Consider the following 15,728-nt stretch of genomic DNA (forward strand, 5'->3'; position numbering starts at 1 on the left):
CCCCTCCCTGATCCAAGCATCCGGTCCCGCACAGCCATTATCACGTGTACCAGCGCGCGGTTGGCCTCGGACGGAAGTCGATATTGGTTGGGCACAACAATTTCAACACCCCCCTCTGACACCGTCGGCGCATCGGGACGAGCGTCACACCCGGAGCGAGCACGTGCTGCTCGGGACCTGTCAGCCATCGCTTCCCCCTGGCGGATCCCATTGTTGATTGCGGGCTTGGCCACGGACTTCGATCAGTCCGATGCGGCGGGTGTGGATGTGTTGGACGGCCGCGGAGTAGATGAGGGTCCGGTCGCCGAGGCTGGTGGGGCCGGCACGATCGAATTCCCATGCCACCAGATCATCGCCATCGGTGGAGTCGAGGCCGAGATCATGTTGGTGCGCAGTGCTTTTTAAACGTTGTTCACGGGTCCAGGCCGCGCGACGTTCGCGCAGCGCGGTCATCGTGGTGGAATAGCGGCGGGATTTGCTGGTGATGTGGCCCCGGTAGCCCAGGGTGTGCAGCCACCGACCGACACCGGCCAGTCCCTTATCGGCGAGTTGGCTGATGGCGGTCAGGATCGCCCGAACGTGGTCGCAGACATCGAGGTCAGCGATGGCCTCGGTGGAGATGCGTCGCGCGCTGATCCCGACGTCAGCTAAGGATTTGGTGACGTATTTCGCGAGGTAGCGAGCTACGCGGCGGCCTGGAAGAACCCCGCCGTGTGGTGAATCCTCCTGCACAGCAGAGCCGTCCGTGCCGGCGTGCCGGTTGTCGATGGGTTGGGTGTCGACTTGTGTGCCGAACCTGATCACCCGTGTCGCTGTATTTGAGGATGAGTCGGTGACCGTCACGGCCACGGTTCGAACGGCCTGTTGGATGATGGTGGCCAGTTCGGTTGCCGCAAGGGGCGCATGCCAGTCATGACCGCCAGAGTCATCGCTGTCGGGCGGGTCGAGGCGGATCAGGGCATGAATGTGCGGGATGAGCCGGGCTTGCAGTTCGACGACTTTGATGAAGCTGACCTGCACCGCATCCGGGTCGGCGCCCGAAGCACGTAGCTCTCGGCGCAGTGTGCGTCGCAGGGTGATGGTGAAGCGTCGCCACAGTTCGGGCAGGTGCCATGTGAACAGGACATGCCCGGTGTAGTCGTAGCAGTCCGCGCAGATCGGCTGTCCCGCATAGATATCACCTTCGCCGTGGGTTGTGCTGCACCACAGTGGTTTTCCATGCGGGCATCGGCGGTAGCCGCCAGTGTGGTGGTGGTCGCGACACACACGCTGCTTCTTGTCGCCTGCACGCGCGGCGGCGTGAACAGGCCCGTAGCTAGGTGCGGTGAGGGTGACGAACACCTGCGGACGATCGGCCACTGCTGCGGGGATGTTGTGGTGGCCGCCGGCGGTGCCAGCGTGCACGAGCTGCCACGTGTCGCGGGCGTACAGGTCTGAGCACGATGGGCATACCTGTGCGCGGCGGTTGTTGCACCGTGTCCACACCACCCGATCGCGGCCTATCTCGTCGGTACCTCTGAGTTGGATGGGGTGGGCGCAGAAGCCAACAGATTCCGCGCGCCGCCACCACGATTCGAACCCCGTCGAGGACGCGCGGCGCACCATCTGATCCACCACCGCATTGGTGTCGATCGAGCCGGGAACCCCGGGCAACACCAGCGTGGGGGCTGTCGTTGCAGTAGTCACCGTTGACCCCGGGCGGTGTCGGTGCGCCCGCTGTTGGACTGGTTGGTTCGGGTCGCGGCACGAGGTGGCCGGAATCGTGCTGCCAGAGTGGCGATGTCGTGGTCGGCGACGTGAAATGCCCGTACCCGCACCGGTTGGGCCGTGCCATCGATCATCATGTAGCCCACACCGGGAGTGGTGTCGGGGATGTGATCGCAGTCGGCCCCCGCGTCGCGGGCGCCCTGGCCCAAAACCATGGTGGTTTGGGTGGCTTCGGTCAACCGCAACCCGATTCGCACGGTAAACAGCTGCCGCACCGGCAGGGTGTCTTTGGCCGGATCTTGCACCGCTGCCACCACCGAAATGCCGACGGCCCGGCCTTGGGAGAGCAGCAGGCCCAACAGCTGTTCAATTTCGCTGCGCACCTTGCGGTCGGTCACATACGCAGTCAGCGCGGCGATCTCATCGATCACCACCACGAATAACGGCTCAGTCGGAGTCGGGGTGTGCATGCGCGTCTTGCCCCGTAACCGATTGGCGCGGGCGTGCATCACCTCCACTAGTTGCCGCAGCAGGTACAGGGTGGTGCCAGTGGCGTCGTGGGTGAACACCGTGAACATGGGTGCTCCGGCGCCCAGTTCCATGCCGCCTTTCGGGTCGATGACGCAGAGCCGCACTTGTCCGGTTTTCACGGCGGGGGCGAGGCCAGCGATCAGTGACCACAACACTGAACCTTTCCCCGCGCCGGTCGCGCCAGCCACGAGCAGGTGGTGGCCAAGCAGAGGTAGGTGCCACCAGTGGCGGGTTTCGGTGATCCCGACCCGCACCGACCCCACATCCACCGCAGTCGCCGTCGTGGGCATGGGCAGGGCAATCGGGTCGGCCAGCACGTCGCCGCGCATCAGGGTGATGCGTAGCTCTCCGGGCGCGGTCGCGCGGATGGCGATCCGGTCGGCACGCCAGGCGGCGGCTAGCGCCTCGGATTGCTTGTGCCAATCAGCCAGGGAGTGGCCGGTGACCACTCGCAGCGCCAGGACGTCGGTCGTCTTGCCGATGCGCACCGACTGCAAGGTCGGCACCAAGGTGCGTTCGCCAAGTGTGGCGGTCAGGCCGTGCAGGGTGCACACCGATTGCCAGGTGCGGGTGTAGCGCGACCAGGTCAACCAGCGCCGCCGCACCGGCTCGGTGACCCATCCGTGAAACGATCGCGGGTCCAGCCACGCCCAGCCCGCATACGCGGCAGCGAAAGCAATACCGATGATCAGACCCGCGCGTGAGCCATGGGTAATGGCCATCGCCACGCTGGCGATGATCGGGATGCTGATGGCCGGGAACAGGACCGCCCACCACAGCAGATACCCGGCCGCTTTGAACAGTGAGAGGATGAGGTCGGTGATCCAGTCGTCGTCGTTGGATTGAGAGTTCTTGCTGTTTTTGTAGTTTGATGCCATGACAGGCGTCCCTCTGGTGAGTGAATGGTCGATAGCAGCTCACGTGCTGGGGCGCGACACCCACGAGCGCCGCGCCCCAGCAAATGGGGTTATTTCTGCGCGCGGGACGCTTGATCGCTCGGCGCAGCCGCGGGGTTGGTGGGGGTGATGGCGTCGGCACGGAACGCCACGCCGCTGCGATCACCTTGAGCCCAAGGGATAGCAACCAGACCCGCGACTGAAACAGGTTGGGTGACTGTCACTTTCGGATCCCCGGCGACGGTGACGTTGAGCACTTCACCACCGGTGTCATCCAACGCCAACAGCTGCGCGGCATACAGTGGCACGCCGGTGGCGGTGTCCACTTTTGGGCTGCCGGTCTCGAAGTTCAGCCGCGGCTCGGCCGCTCGGGTGACGATGAACCGTGTGCCTGATGTGTCGATTCTTAAACGCATTGTCCCGCTGTTCCTTTCGTGATCTGTTTGCGCCCGTTGCGGCGCTGGGCTCAGTTCACGTGGACATCGCGGACGTAGCGAGGGACGTTGGCAGGCATTGCCGACACTGCCGCAGACATTTCGGACACGACAGGGACATGCCCGTGGGCATCGGACGGGCATCACCGCCGCGGGGCGGCGGCAGTCGCATGGCAAACTAGGAACCACGCGCTGAGGATGGACAGGGATGACACGGAAAGATGTGCGCTGAGACGACGGGCGATCAGGACGGCGACGCCGAGGCCGCCACGATCCCCAACGATCGCCTCACCCAACGGCTGCACGCCAAGGGACTCTCCCCACAGAGGTTCGCCACTGCGGTGGGCGTGGATATCAAGACGGTGCGCCGCTGGCTGGCCAACATCGACTACAACGTCCGCGAGGACAACGCCCGCCGCGCCGCTAAGCTGCTTGGCTGCACACCGCACAACCTGTGGCCCAACCAGTATCCTGCCCCTACCGCGAGCGCGCTGGCGACGACGTCGCTGGGTGGTCCGTTCACCGCGACGCTGTATGCCAGCCGCACCCAGCTGCCGATCACGACGTGGCAGCAGCATTTCGGCGACGCCACCACCGGCATCGACATCCTCGTCCTGGCGGCCACGTTCCTGTTTGACACCCTCGACGGCTTCCTCGACATTCTGCTCGACGCCGCCGCCCGCGGTGTGGCGGTGCGGTTTCTCGTCGGGGATCCTGACACTGCCACCACGATCCTGCGCGGCAAGGAGGAAGGCATCGGCGAGGCCGTCATCGCCCGCTGCCGCACGTCCGTGGAGTTGCTCGCCCCGCATGCCGATACCCCGGGGCTGGATATCCGCACCCACGACACCACGCTCTACACGTCGATCTTCCGGGTCGACGACGCCATGATCGTCAACTTCCACATCTACGGCTCACCCGGGCGCAACAACCCCGTGCTTGTGCTGTCGCGCCACCACGAACCACGGCTCTGGGCCACCCTCGAAGACGCTTTCACCCAGGTCTGGGATCGCGCCAGACCGCTCAGCGCGAAAGGCTGAACCCTATGCGAACCGACTACTACAACGACCCCAACGCCCCGCTGCCCAACAGCGTCGTTCCGTCAGCCTCGGCCATCGTCACCGACGAACAGGGTCGTATCCTGCTGATCAAACGCCGCGACAACACCCTGTGGGCGCTACCCGGCGGCGGACACGACATCGGCGAAACGATTGCCGACACCGCCGTCCGGGAAGTCAAAGAGGAAACCGGGCTCGACATTGAAGTCACCGGCCTTGTCGGTGTCTACACCAACCCGCAGCATGTCGTCGCGTTCACCGATGGCGAAGTCCGCCAACAGTTCTCTCTGTCCTTCACCACCAAGGTTCTCGGCGGTACCCTGGCCATCGATCACGAAAGCACCGACATCGCCTGGACCGATCCCGACGACATCCCCAATCTGGACATGCACCCGTCGATGCGACTGCGCATCGAGCACTACCTGCAACACCGCGACAGCCCCTACCTCGGCTAACCGGCTGGGTTTACAGCCAATCGCGTACCCGTCGGACCGCCGCCAACAGTTCGTCGCGCCCCGCGTCGACCGCGCGGTGCACCGGGTCCTCGGGTCCATAGCGGCCCAACACCTCGATCAATCGATCTCGCGGTGATACCGGCGCCCCGTCCGGCCCGGTCGTCAGATCGCAAAAGGTCAACACATCCAGAACATCGCTGGGCGGATCGCTGAACGCCGCTAAACCTGACAAGCCGCGCTCGGCAGCTTCCGCGTGCGCCCCAGTATGGAACGCCACCAGGGAGGCGACCAGCTCCCGAAAACCCGCCGCCCGGGCAAACTCTGCGCCATCGAGCGGATGAAACCCGGTCCGGCGCAACGACGGTGCGTAGCCGATATCGTGCAGCCACGCCGCTGCCACCAAAGAGTCCGCTGTCTGGGCATCGAACCGCCGACTCAGCCGCTCGGCAGTCGTCGCGACACCCCGCACATGCGCCAACCGCCGCAGCTGCCCCACCAGTCGCGTCTCGGCCTCTCGCCGTGCACGCTGCGCCAGCATCCCGCTCACAACCGCCATCCTACGAGTCCCATCGCCATGGCGCAGACCCGCAACTGATGCTCAGCGGAGCCCGGGCCGCCATAGCCCGCGAGGAACCGGCGGCTACCTGCGGGCTTCGCTACACTCCCTCTGCTCCCGTCCGCTGGCGCTCCCGTCCGCGCCGCTCGCTACGCTTCGCCCTCCGTCCGCCGCCACACAAGCTTGCACACGACGACGAGCGCTGTACATCTCAACGGCCACGGCATCCTGGCACCACGACAAGCCAGGACTGTCCTCGCTCCTCGCCGCATCGAGACGCCGCGGGCAGCAGGCGCGACCAACGCCCGCCTGACCGCCGCTGGCCTGCGATGTGAGAACTTTCTTTACTGCTATCAAGTCGATGGCGGCACGTTGCCACCAGCTCGACACCGCAGCCGCCCGACTCGAACGCCACGTCGACACCATCACCGCCACCGCCGCACCCGAGCTACAGCGTCGGGCCCGACACCGCTGCCACGCTGCTGACCGCCCTCGGCGACAACCCCGCTCGGATCGGCAGCGACGCCGCTTTCGCCAAACTCTGCGGGGTCAGCCCACTGGAAGCCTCCAGCGGCAAAACGATCCGCCACCGGCTCAATTGGGGAGGCAATCGCGACGCCAACCGTGCCCTGCACGTCATCCTGGTGGTGCGCATGCGCCGTCACCAGCCCACCCGCGACTACTTCGTTCACCGCCTGGCCGAAGGCAAAACCAAGAACGAGATCATGCGCTGCATCAAGCGTACATCGCCCGCGAGATCTACCACGCCCTCCGCCAACCCAGCAGAAGAACCAACGAACTCATTGCCTGAAGAACTCATTGCCTGAAGATAGGAGCATCTGGTATCAACTCCCGAAGGGCACCCGATCCGCAATGTCCACCCATTTCGTGGCGATATGGCACCTCTGTAGATGCCATCAATCCTCCCAGGTGAGTAATGTGCAGGTGGCTAATCGTTCAGGGTCATAGGGAACGCGAGATGATTTCCTTCATCACCTCATTTGTGCCGGCGTAGATTTTCTGCACGCGCTGGTCCACCCACAATCTCGAGATGGGGTACTCGGTCATGTACCCATATCCGCCGTGGAGCTGCAAACAGTCATCGAGCACCTTCATCGCTCGCTCAGTGGTCCACCATTTCGCCATGGCGACGGTCTGGACGTCGAGTTGGCCCGCGAGGTGTAGGTCGATGCAGTAGTCCAAAAATACTCGTGCGATGCGCGTTTCGGTTGCAGCTTCGGCCAAGATGAATTTCGTGTTCTGGAAGCCGAAGACGGGCCGTCCGAACGCTTCCCGCTCACGGGTGTATTTGAGTGTCTGCTCCACGGCAAGTTCCATCGCCGCGACCGCCCCAACCGCGACGATGAGCCGCTCTTGAGGTAGCTGCGTCATCAGCTGAATGAAACCCTGACCCTCGGTCTCGCCCAGGAGGTGCGAGCGGGGCACTCTTACGTCGTCGAAGAACAACTCGGAGGTGTCTTGTCCGCGTTGGCCGATTTTGTCGAGGACCTTGCCGCGCCGGAATCCGGGTCGATCGGCTTCGGCGACGATCAGCGAGATGCCGGCGGCGCCCTGACTTGGATCTGTCTTGGCGACGACGATGATCAGGTCGGCTTGCTGACCGTTGGTGATGAAGGTCTTTGCGCCGGTGATCACGTACTCGTCACCGTCAAGAATTGCTTTGGTCTTGACACTCTGCAGATCAGAACCGGTCCCTGGCTCCGTCATGGCGATAGCACCGATCATTTCGCCTGAGGCCATCTTGGGCAGCCACTGCCTCCGTAGTTCTTCGGCCGCATACTGGAGGATGTAGTGCGCGACGATTCCGCTGTGCAGCCCTGCGCCCCATGAGCTGTCCCCGACTCGGGCTTGCTCTTCGAGTACGACGGCTTCGTGCGCGAATGTGCCGCCTCCCCCGCCGTATTCTTCGGGTATGGACATGCAGAGCAGGCCTAGTTCGCCGGCTTTGTGCCACAATTCTCGGTCAACTTGGTGCTGGTCTGCGAAACGTTGCGCATGTGGGGCCAATTCGGTCGAGAAGAACTTCGCGGCAAGGTCACGAAGCTCGAGCAATTCGGCGCTCATCCAGGGAGAAATTGATGCTGTCACAGGATTCCCTCTCGGCTGTTCAATATCAATGGGTTTGATTTCTTAGGACGTTTCGATCTGATACTCGCCGGCGGAGTGACGCGCGCGTATGGCCTTCTTGTCGTATTTCCCGACGCTTGTTCGGGGAATCTCAGACACGAAGCTCCACCGCTCCGGGATCCACCACTTGGCGACCTTGTCCAACAGAAACGCGCGCAGTCGGTCGATGTCGACCTCGGCTCCACGGTGAACCACGACCAGGGCGAGCGGTCTTTCCTGCCATTTGTCGTCGGGAACTGCCACCACCGCAGCCTCGTAGATCGCCGGGTGACCAATCAGCGTGTTTTCCAGCTCGACTGAGGAGATCCATTCTCCACCTGACTTGATGACGTCCTTCGCACGATCGGTCAGCGTGAGATACCCGTCCGGGTCGATCCGGCCGACGTCGCCGGTGCGCAGCCACCCTCCGTCGAACTTGTCCGGATCATCGTCGCCGAAGTAGGCGCCGGTGATCCACGGGCCTCGCGCCTGTATTTCACCCGCTGATCGACCGTCCCACGGCACTGTCTTCTTGTGGTCGTCACGCAACCGGATCTCGACACCGCACATCGGCCGACCCTGGCTTTCGCGCATCTCCCACGCACGGGTCTCGCCTACTCCGTGCGCTGCGCGTGCGACGGTAGCCAGCGGCGAGGTTTCGGTCATGCCCCATGCCTGCACGATAGGCACGTTGTACTTGTCTTCGAATGCCCGCATCAGCGAGACGGGGACTGCCGATCCCCCGCAGGCAACCAGCCGAAGTGAGGAGATGTCCCGGGCGGGATTCGATTCCAGGTATCGATCGACATCGTTCCAGATCGTCGGCACTGCACCGGCGATAGTCGGCTGAGTCTCTTCGATGATCGACACCAGCGGCGCGGCTTGCAGATGGCGATCGGGTAATACCAAGTCCGCACCAGACATCAACGCCGCGTAGATCAGTCCCCACGCATTGGCGTGAAACATCGGGACAATGGCCAGGATACGGTCGGCCTCGCTCACTGCCAGGGCGTTCGACGTGCAGGCGGTCAGTGCATGTAGGTAGGTCGAACGGTGGCTGTAGACAACACCTTTGGGATTTCCAGTAGTCCCGCTGGTGTAGCACATGGCCGCGGCGGAACGCTCATCGATCTCGGGCCAATCGAAAGTCTCCGGTTGCTGCGCCAGGATCTCCTCGTAACGCAACACCGTCTTCCCGCATCGCTGCAGCGGAGCGAGGTCGCCGCCCCCGGTGGCGATGACCGTATGCACCGACTCCATCGCTGGTAGCGCACTAGCCAACAATGGCGCAACCGACGCATCCACCAGGATGATCTGATCGCTGGCATGGTTGGCGATGTACGCGAGTTGCTCTGGAGCCAAACGAATGTTGAGGGTGTGCAGCACCGCGCCCATGGAGGGAACCGCGCAGTAGGCCTCGAGATGTTCTTGGTTACTCCACTGAAAAGTGGCCACCCGTTGATCTGCCGTTATTCCGAGCCCGCGCAACGCATTGGCAAGTCGGCCCGCTCGCCCCAGGACGCTACGGTAGGACATACTTCGGTATCCAATTCCGTCGGGGGTGATCACCTCGCTGTTTCCGTGAATGGAGGCGGCATGGCGGACAATTGCCGAGATTGTGAGCTGGACGTCTTGCATCGTGCTGTGCATTACGCATCGGCCCTTCAGGCGAACAGGTCTGGATGGCGACTCGCATCGCCTATGAGCGTCCCGTAGTGGGTTCTGAGCGCTTGCAGGATCTCTGCCAGCGGTAGATCGTCGAAGGCGCCTCGATCCCTCAGATATTCCATGTGTTGTGTGCCGTCACCGGCGAACCCGTGCAGCAGGGCGTCTGTGCGCCCGTCGAAATCAATTGGCGGGACGCCGAACCGTGCGCATAGCTCGCGATTGAACGCCGGAGTTGCCTTGACCCAGACACCGCAGAGATGCATGAGGCTGTATCCGTGGTAGACGAAGACGTCGGTACCGCCCATCCGCTCACGCAATGTCTCGGTCTGAAGGTGGTTTCGGACATCGGCGAACCCCAGCCGCGCTGGGATGCCTGCTGCTCGGCAGGCCGCCGTCAAGAGCACCGCCTTCGGGACGCAGTAAGCGCGGTCTGCAGTTGCGATGGTGCTGGCGCGATACGCATGCGGGTCATCGGTCACGGTGTAGGGGTCATACCAAATCGAGTCGCGGACCGCAGTGAAGATGGCTATGGCCTTCGTGGTGTCGTCGACCGCGCCGCGGGTCGCCGATGCAACGAAGTCGCGTACCGATTCATGTTGCCAATCGAGGAACTCCGTGGGCTCCAGGTAAGGCGAGTTCTCACCGCTCATCGGTGCCGCAACGTCACAGGCAGTCCGTCCACGGGAATGGGCAGCGAGGTGTTGTCCCAACGCACGTGATAGTCGTTTGGGACCGTCCAAGTGTAGGTACGCAACATCTGGTGCAGGATTGCCTTCACCTCGAGTGTGCCGAACTGCATCCCAATGCATTTGTGCGCCCCCCCGCCGAACGGCACCCAGGCGAATCGGTGCTGTTGGTCCTCGCGCCGGGGCTCATCGAAGCGCGACGGATCGAAACGGTCCGGGTCGCTCCATATTCTGCGGTCGAAGTGATTTACGGCGGGTGTGATTGCGCACAAGGTTTCACGGGGGATGTGATAGCCGTCGATGGCGACATCGCGGACGGTCTTGCGCATCACCAGCGGAACGGGCGCCAGCAGACGCAGAGCTTCTTTGAGGATCAGATCGAGGACCGTCATCCGCTCCAGTTCGTCGATATCTGGCGAATCGTGACCGAAGGACCGCGCCTCCGCCGCTGCCTTCTCCTGCCACTCAGGATGTTTAGCGAGGAAGTAGGTGACAGCAGTGGTGGTGATCGTGGAGGTGTCATGGGCGGCCATCATGAGAAAGATCATGTGGTTGATCACATCCTCGTCGGAGAACCGTTCACCGTCTTCTGTGGTCGCCTGGCAGAGGGCGGCGAATAGATCGTCGGTCTCGCCTGCACGCGCGGCCGGCAGGTGTCGGGAGAAGTAGTCCTCCAACACGCGCCGCCCATGCACGCCGGCGCGGAACCTGGTGCCCGGGAGTGGAACTCGCACAAAGGAACTCGCCGCGCGAACAGTGGACACGAACGCCTCGTTGACAGCAGCGCTCTCGTCCTTGCCGCGGCCACCCATGAAGACATCCGTGGCAATATCGAGGGTGAGATTCTTCAACAACGGGTAGATCCGGACCGACGGACCGGTCGGCCACGCGGGCACGGCTGCGCGAACGCACGGGGCCACCTGCCCGACATATCCGGTCAGGCGAGGACGCGTGAACGCCTCCTGCATGATGCGCCGGTGCATCAAATGTTCGTCGAAGCTCATGAGCATCAACCCGCGATGGAAGAAAGCATCGATCAGGAAGGACCAGCCATCTTGAGAAAAGGCCTTGGCTTCGCTTGTGAACGCCTCACGCGTTGCGTCTGGACCGGCGATGACCACCATTTTGGTACCGAATGCGCCCATCCACGACACCGAGCCCAAACGTTCGTAACGCTCCCGACTGAATTCTGAACCAAATCGGATGTAGTCGACAGTGTGCCCCAGCAACGGGAGTCCAGCGTCCCCTAGGACGGCTCTCAGCCCAGATCCGGCGGGGGCCGGCGCAAGTTCCCGGACTCTCCAGTCCCGACTCCACTGTCGCCATTTGTCATCGACGACGCGGGGGGCGGGCGCCAACAGGACAGACGTCAACCGCTCCTTGGGGTGACGCGTGATTGCGAGAAGCTGATTAGCCACGATGCCTCCTGGGCGCTCTGCTGCACGGGTATCTGGTAATAGTTTACATAGATGTGCTGAATGTCAATATTCGAACAGTTAACAGTGAAATGTTAGACACCGCCTGCGACCCGGATCATCTGCGCAGCCTCGCGCGGTTCTCACTCGGGCCGTCTAACTGAAGGCGTTCAACGTGCCTGAATAGATAATCGTGACTGCGTGGTTTGCGGGTGAGGATCCGGTAGGCAAATGTAGGCCCAGGCCAGTTCGTCGGGATCGCGCCACTCGAGGTCGTGTACCAGCTCGCGCAAAGCGCCCACACCGACCTTCGCAGCCGCCGGCTCAATCGTGTGTTGTAGCTTTGCTCGATGTCTGGCCTGACGTCGACCGTACGCCCTGGGTCACTCGCCAAAATCTTGATGAGGGCACCGACATAGCGGACCTGAGACTCGATCATGTAAATGATCGACCCGGAACCGACATTCGTGTTCGGGCCATAGAGGAGAAAGAGATTCGGGAACATCGGGACTGTAATGCCCAGGTATGCGTGCGCCTGCGTCCCCCACACCTCGTCCAGAGTCACTCCGCCCCAGCCGCGAACACGCATCGGGGCGAGGAAGTCGGTAGCGCGGAAACCTGTTCCGTAAATGACGACATCCGCGCGATGGAGTACGCCATCGTCGGTCACGACTCCCTTGTCGCAAAGCTTCGCAACCGCGTTGGTCACCAACGAGACTTCACCGTTGGCAATCGCGGGGTAGTAATCATTCGAGAACAACACCCGCTTGCACCCCGGCGCATCTGATGGCGTGAGTTGCCGGCGCAGCATTGGATCGGCAACCTGCCGATGGAGGTGGTAGCGGGCGACCGCGCCGAGAATGCGTGACAAGGGCTTCGCGTCGACCAACGTCACTGCGAGCACTTCAAAAATCAGCCATACCGCGAAACGCTCAAGACGCAGCCACAGCGGCAGAACCTTAATCAGCTGTTGGTGAAGACGTCCGTACCTGCTGTCCCACTTCGGCAAAATCCAAGGCGCCGTGCGCTGATACAGCGTTACGCGCTGTGCCTCGTGTGCGATCCGTGGCACAAACTGTATCGCGCTTGCGCCTGTCCCGATGACGGCTACTTCCTTGCCGCGCAGCGATACCGAATGGTCCCAACGCGCCGAATGAAAACGCGGCCCCTCGAAGGTGTCTTCGCCGGCAATATTCGGCGTATGAGGTCGCGAGAGCTGCCCCACGGCCGAAATCACGACATCGCACCAGATCGTCTCGCTGGATCCGGTCACCAAACGCCAACGGCCGGCCTGTTCATCGAAGGTCATCTCGACGACTTCGGTCCGCGTGCGCAAATGCAGGTCCATTCCGTCGGCCAGGACGAGTCGGCGAAGATATTGGAGTATCTCGGGCTGTTCTGCATAACGTCTCGACCAACGAGTGTTGGGCTTGTCCGAGAGTGAGTACAACGCTGACGGCACGTCGCAAGCCGCTCCTGGATAGGTGTTGTCGCGCCAGACGCCGCCGATGTCTGCAGCCTTTTCCACCATGGTGAAGTTGGTGAATCCGTCCCTCTTCAGCTGATGGGCCATGGCGATACCCGCGACGCCGGCCCCGATGATCACTATCGACGGATCGTGTCCTCGAGGATCCCTCGCAAAGCCGCCTGTCATGAGACAGCTAAGAAGCAGTTGATGGCGCGGTGGCAGTGGAGCATCCACGGTCCCAACACTTTCACCGGTGGGCCGAAGCTTTCAGGAAGTTTCCAGCGCGGTGGATCGCCTCACGAGCCTCGGGCAGGATTCGGAACATGGCTTGGAACACGTGGATCTGTCCCCGGTACACCTGTATCTCAACGCTTGATCCGGCCGATCGGAGGCGGTCGGCAAGATGCCTCGAGTCATCGATCAACATTTCTCTTCCGCCTACCTGAATCAGGATCGGTGGCATGGACCTGAGGTCTGCGTCGAGCACGCTGATTCGCTCATTGCGGTGATCTGCACCAGCCACGTACAGGTCAAGAGCGCGGGCCGCGGACCGAGCAGAGGCGAAAGGATCACGGCGGCGAAGTTCGCGTGCCCTCGCGAGTTCACATGTCAGATCCAGGACCGGAGACATGAGAAGCATCGAATCCGGCAGCGGCAGTCCGTCACTACGTGCGCCAAGGGCGGTGGCCATCGTGAGCTGGCCGCCCGCCGAGTCCCCGGCCACCGCAACACCGCGTTCGCCGGAAGCCGAAGGCTGCCCTGTGACGAGCCAGCGGTATGCGTTCAGTGCATCGTCGGCGGCAGCGGGAAAGGGATAGCGTGGAGCTAGCCGATACCTCACCGCAAAGATGGGCCGACCGCTCGCGGAGGCAAGTTCACCGAGCAGGCCGCGGTGGGTAGCCGGTGAGCACATGGAGTAGGCGCCGCCATGAATGTAGAGCAACGGAACCGCGTGTGGATCGACTGCAGGAGAAGTGATCCAATCCCCGCGTATCTGATTCCCGGCGAACTCGGTATCTATTGTGCGAACCGCCACGCTTCGGCGGGGCCGCGATCCCACAAGCGCCATCCGGAGTACGCGATCCATCACCGCGAGGCCGTGGGCGCTCGACGGGATGAGTTGCGACAGCGGACGCAGTGTGTTTCGCGAAGTCATTGCCACGAAATGACTTGCAAGACTGGGGCGCCGGTCCGCCGCATCAGTGTTGGTCACCGTGCGCCAACGGATTCTGCGCGACGTTCAAATCGGTAATCGGAGAGCCGGAAGGTGCGGCTACGCCAGTAAGTCTCCAGGGTAGTTGACGGACGCAACGGAACATCGCCGTGTTTGTCGAAATAGTAACTGTTGGCATTGGAACAGCTCGGCTGCCAGAAAACCTGTCGATGTCGGCGGCTAACCATGTCACCGAAGTAGCGATCGTTCGCCTGCTGTCTGACCTCTACGTAATCAGCCTTCAGCGTGCGCGCACGACGAAGACAGCGGACGATATGCCGACTTTGCGCCTCGATGAGTGTGAAGTACGAGGAGCCGTTGTAACCATAGGGACCGAAGATATTGAAGTGATTCGGGAACCCTGGGACGCTCACACCCTCGAAGGCTTGGAGGCGGTGCTCATCCCACCAGGCAGACTGCTCCACTCCACCGCGTCCCTTCAGCACATAAGTCGGCATATTGCCCGACTCCATCACTTTGAACCCGGTGGCCAAGACCATGACATCGATCGGATAACTCTTGCCATCTTCAGTGTGAACCGAGGCATGGTCGACATGGGTGATGCCGCTGGTCTCGAGCGAAACATTGCGACGGTTGTACGTTGCGAGATAGGAATTGTGGAAACTCGGTCGCTTACAACCCAACGAATAGCGAGGAATGAGTTGGTCTCGAGTCACCGGATCGTCGACCGCCCGACGCATATAGCGTTTCGCCGCCTCTTCCATGAGGTCCGACACAGGGATCAACGAGTGAAAATGAGCTGCGATGGGAAATGTGAACTCGACGAACGCCTGACTCGCAGTGCGCGTCATCAGTTGTGCCCCTGGCACCAACCGCATCACTGTCGCGGCCCAGCTCGGTATGGAGAAATCCGGCTTCGGCAAGCAGTAAATCGGCGTTCGCTGGAAGACCGTCAGACTTGATGCGATCTTCGCGACTTCGGGAATCAGCTGCACCGCAGATGCCCCAGTCCCGATCACCGCCACCCGCTTACCGGTGAGATCTTTCGTATGGTCCCATCTGGCCGTATGCAGCGTCACGCCGGCGAAGTCGCGCACTCCTGGAATATCAGGCCACTTCGGCCGACTGAGAACGCCAGAGCAATTTATCACAAAACGCGCGGTCAGATTCTGACCAGAGGAGCAGCTCAGCCGCCATAGTGCGGCGCCTTCGTCGAAACAGGCTTCGTCCACAGTCGTGTTGAACCGGATGTAATTTTGGAGTCCGTATTTTTCTACACACCGCTCTGCATAAGCCTTCAACTCATCCCCGTGAGCGTAAGTACGTGACCAGGATGTTCGCATCTCATAAGAGAACTGGTAACTATAGGACGGAATATCGACCGCTATTCCCGGATACGTATTCCAGTGCCATGTACCGCCGACGCCATCGGCGTCATCGACTATAAGAAAGTCCGCAAATCCGGCCTTCAACAGGCTGATCGCTGTACCAATCCCAGAAAACCCGGCTCCGACTATTACAATTTCGTAGTGCTGCCCAGACTCAGAACCCAT

At 62.1% G+C, this 15,728-nt stretch carries 14 protein-coding genes; 3 read left to right on the top strand and 11 right to left on the bottom strand.

The annotated features are described in order from the left end of the window. Nucleotides 1-180 precede the first annotated feature (180 nt). The 3 genes from ACZYZ9_RS01330 to ACZYZ9_RS01340 all read right to left on the bottom strand — a co-directional run bounded on the left by ACZYZ9_RS01330 (nucleotide 181) and on the right by ACZYZ9_RS01340 (nucleotide 3,550). Nucleotides 181-1,686, bottom strand: coding sequence for a replication initiator (locus ACZYZ9_RS01330; RefSeq protein ID WP_012394804.1), 1,506 nt, complete (start codon nucleotides 1,684-1,686; stop codon nucleotides 181-183). Continuing rightward, entirely contained in the window at nucleotides 1,683-3,116 is a 1,434-nt protein-coding gene (locus ACZYZ9_RS01335; RefSeq protein ID WP_012394805.1) for an FtsK/SpoIIIE domain-containing protein, read from the bottom strand. The genes ACZYZ9_RS01330 and ACZYZ9_RS01335 overlap by 4 nt, the downstream gene beginning before the upstream one ends. A gap of 89 nt (nucleotides 3,117-3,205) precedes the next feature. After that, entirely contained in the window at nucleotides 3,206-3,550 is a 345-nt protein-coding gene (locus ACZYZ9_RS01340; protein ID WP_011893911.1) for an SCO3933 family regulatory protein, read from the bottom strand. Nucleotides 3,551-3,789: 239 nt separating this feature from the next. Between ACZYZ9_RS01340 and ACZYZ9_RS01345 the strand changes: the two genes are divergently transcribed. Together ACZYZ9_RS01345 and ACZYZ9_RS01350 are read left to right on the top strand one after the other, a co-directional pair. Next, nucleotides 3,790-4,608, top strand: coding sequence for a hypothetical protein (locus tag ACZYZ9_RS01345; RefSeq protein ID WP_012394806.1), 819 nt, complete (start codon nucleotides 3,790-3,792; stop codon nucleotides 4,606-4,608). Between the two features lie 5 nt (nucleotides 4,609-4,613). Beyond that, nucleotides 4,614-5,081, top strand: coding sequence for an NUDIX hydrolase (locus ACZYZ9_RS01350; RefSeq protein WP_012394807.1), 468 nt, complete (start codon nucleotides 4,614-4,616; stop codon nucleotides 5,079-5,081). A 10-nt stretch (nucleotides 5,082-5,091) separates the two neighbouring features. Here ACZYZ9_RS01350 and ACZYZ9_RS01355 read toward each other — a convergent pair whose 3' ends face one another. Beyond that, nucleotides 5,092-5,628, bottom strand: a complete 537-nt coding sequence (locus ACZYZ9_RS01355) for an HD domain-containing protein (protein WP_012394808.1) — start codon at nucleotides 5,626-5,628, stop codon at nucleotides 5,092-5,094. A 521-nt stretch (nucleotides 5,629-6,149) separates the two neighbouring features. Here ACZYZ9_RS01355 and ACZYZ9_RS01360 point away from each other — a divergent pair. Then, nucleotides 6,150-6,464 carry a transposase gene (locus tag ACZYZ9_RS01360; protein WP_231973737.1) on the top strand — a complete coding sequence of 105 codons (315 nt, stop codon included), beginning with the start codon at nucleotides 6,150-6,152 and terminating at the stop codon, nucleotides 6,462-6,464. Nucleotides 6,465-6,600: 136 nt separating this feature from the next. Here ACZYZ9_RS01360 and ACZYZ9_RS01365 read toward each other — a convergent pair whose 3' ends face one another. From ACZYZ9_RS01365 to ACZYZ9_RS01395, 7 genes are all read right to left on the bottom strand, one after another. Further along, a complete protein-coding gene (locus ACZYZ9_RS01365; protein ID WP_016889182.1) occupies nucleotides 6,601-7,722 on the bottom strand; it encodes an acyl-CoA dehydrogenase family protein in 1,122 nt (373 codons plus the stop codon). A gap of 66 nt (nucleotides 7,723-7,788) precedes the next feature. Next, entirely contained in the window at nucleotides 7,789-9,414 is a 1,626-nt protein-coding gene (locus ACZYZ9_RS01370) for a fatty acid--CoA ligase (RefSeq protein ID WP_016889183.1), read from the bottom strand. A gap of 14 nt (nucleotides 9,415-9,428) precedes the next feature. Next, nucleotides 9,429-10,082: a transglutaminase-like domain-containing protein gene (locus tag ACZYZ9_RS01375; protein ID WP_012394811.1), complete on the bottom strand. Its 654-nt coding sequence runs from the start codon at nucleotides 10,080-10,082 to the stop codon at nucleotides 9,429-9,431. Then, nucleotides 10,079-11,536 (bottom strand): cytochrome P450, encoded by a 1,458-nt coding sequence (locus ACZYZ9_RS01380; RefSeq protein WP_012394812.1) that lies wholly within the window; start codon nucleotides 11,534-11,536, stop codon nucleotides 10,079-10,081. The genes ACZYZ9_RS01375 and ACZYZ9_RS01380 overlap by 4 nt, the downstream gene beginning before the upstream one ends. A gap of 115 nt (nucleotides 11,537-11,651) precedes the next feature. Further along, nucleotides 11,652-13,187 (bottom strand): flavin-containing monooxygenase, encoded by a 1,536-nt coding sequence (locus ACZYZ9_RS01385; RefSeq protein WP_012394813.1) that lies wholly within the window; start codon nucleotides 13,185-13,187, stop codon nucleotides 11,652-11,654. Nucleotides 13,188-13,248: 61 nt separating this feature from the next. Further along, the gene (locus tag ACZYZ9_RS01390; RefSeq protein ID WP_012394814.1) at nucleotides 13,249-14,214 is read right to left on the bottom strand and encodes an alpha/beta hydrolase; all 966 of its coding nucleotides are present in this window, start codon (nucleotides 14,212-14,214) and stop codon (nucleotides 13,249-13,251) included. After that, nucleotides 14,211-15,728, bottom strand: a complete 1,518-nt coding sequence (locus ACZYZ9_RS01395; RefSeq protein WP_012394815.1) for a flavin-containing monooxygenase — start codon at nucleotides 15,726-15,728, stop codon at nucleotides 14,211-14,213. The genes ACZYZ9_RS01390 and ACZYZ9_RS01395 overlap by 4 nt, the downstream gene beginning before the upstream one ends.

This window comes from Mycobacterium sp. IDUB_28, assembly GCF_055419285.1.

Bases quoted from the DNA above. Each gene is read 5' to 3' on its own strand.
- ACZYZ9_RS01335 (WP_012394805.1), bottom strand. From the start codon at position 3,116: ATGGCATCAAACTACAAAAACAGCAAGAACTCTCAATCCAACGACGAC.
- ACZYZ9_RS01340 (WP_011893911.1), bottom strand. From the start codon at position 3,550: ATGCGTTTAAGAATCGACACATCAGGCACACGGTTCATCGTCACCCGA.
- ACZYZ9_RS01345 (WP_012394806.1), top strand. From the start codon at position 3,790: ATGTGCGCTGAGACGACGGGCGATCAGGACGGCGACGCCGAGGCCGCC.
- ACZYZ9_RS01350 (WP_012394807.1), top strand. From the start codon at position 4,614: ATGCGAACCGACTACTACAACGACCCCAACGCCCCGCTGCCCAACAGC.
- ACZYZ9_RS01365 (WP_016889182.1), bottom strand. From the start codon at position 7,722: ATGAGCGCCGAATTGCTCGAGCTTCGTGACCTTGCCGCGAAGTTCTTC.
- ACZYZ9_RS01370 (WP_016889183.1), bottom strand. From the start codon at position 9,414: ATGCACAGCACGATGCAAGACGTCCAGCTCACAATCTCGGCAATTGTC.
- ACZYZ9_RS01375 (WP_012394811.1), bottom strand. From the start codon at position 10,082: ATGAGCGGTGAGAACTCGCCTTACCTGGAGCCCACGGAGTTCCTCGAT.
- ACZYZ9_RS01385 (WP_012394813.1), bottom strand. From the start codon at position 13,187: ATGACAGGCGGCTTTGCGAGGGATCCTCGAGGACACGATCCGTCGATA.
- ACZYZ9_RS01395 (WP_012394815.1), bottom strand. From the start codon at position 15,728: ATGGGTTCTGAGTCTGGGCAGCACTACGAAATTGTAATAGTCGGAGCC.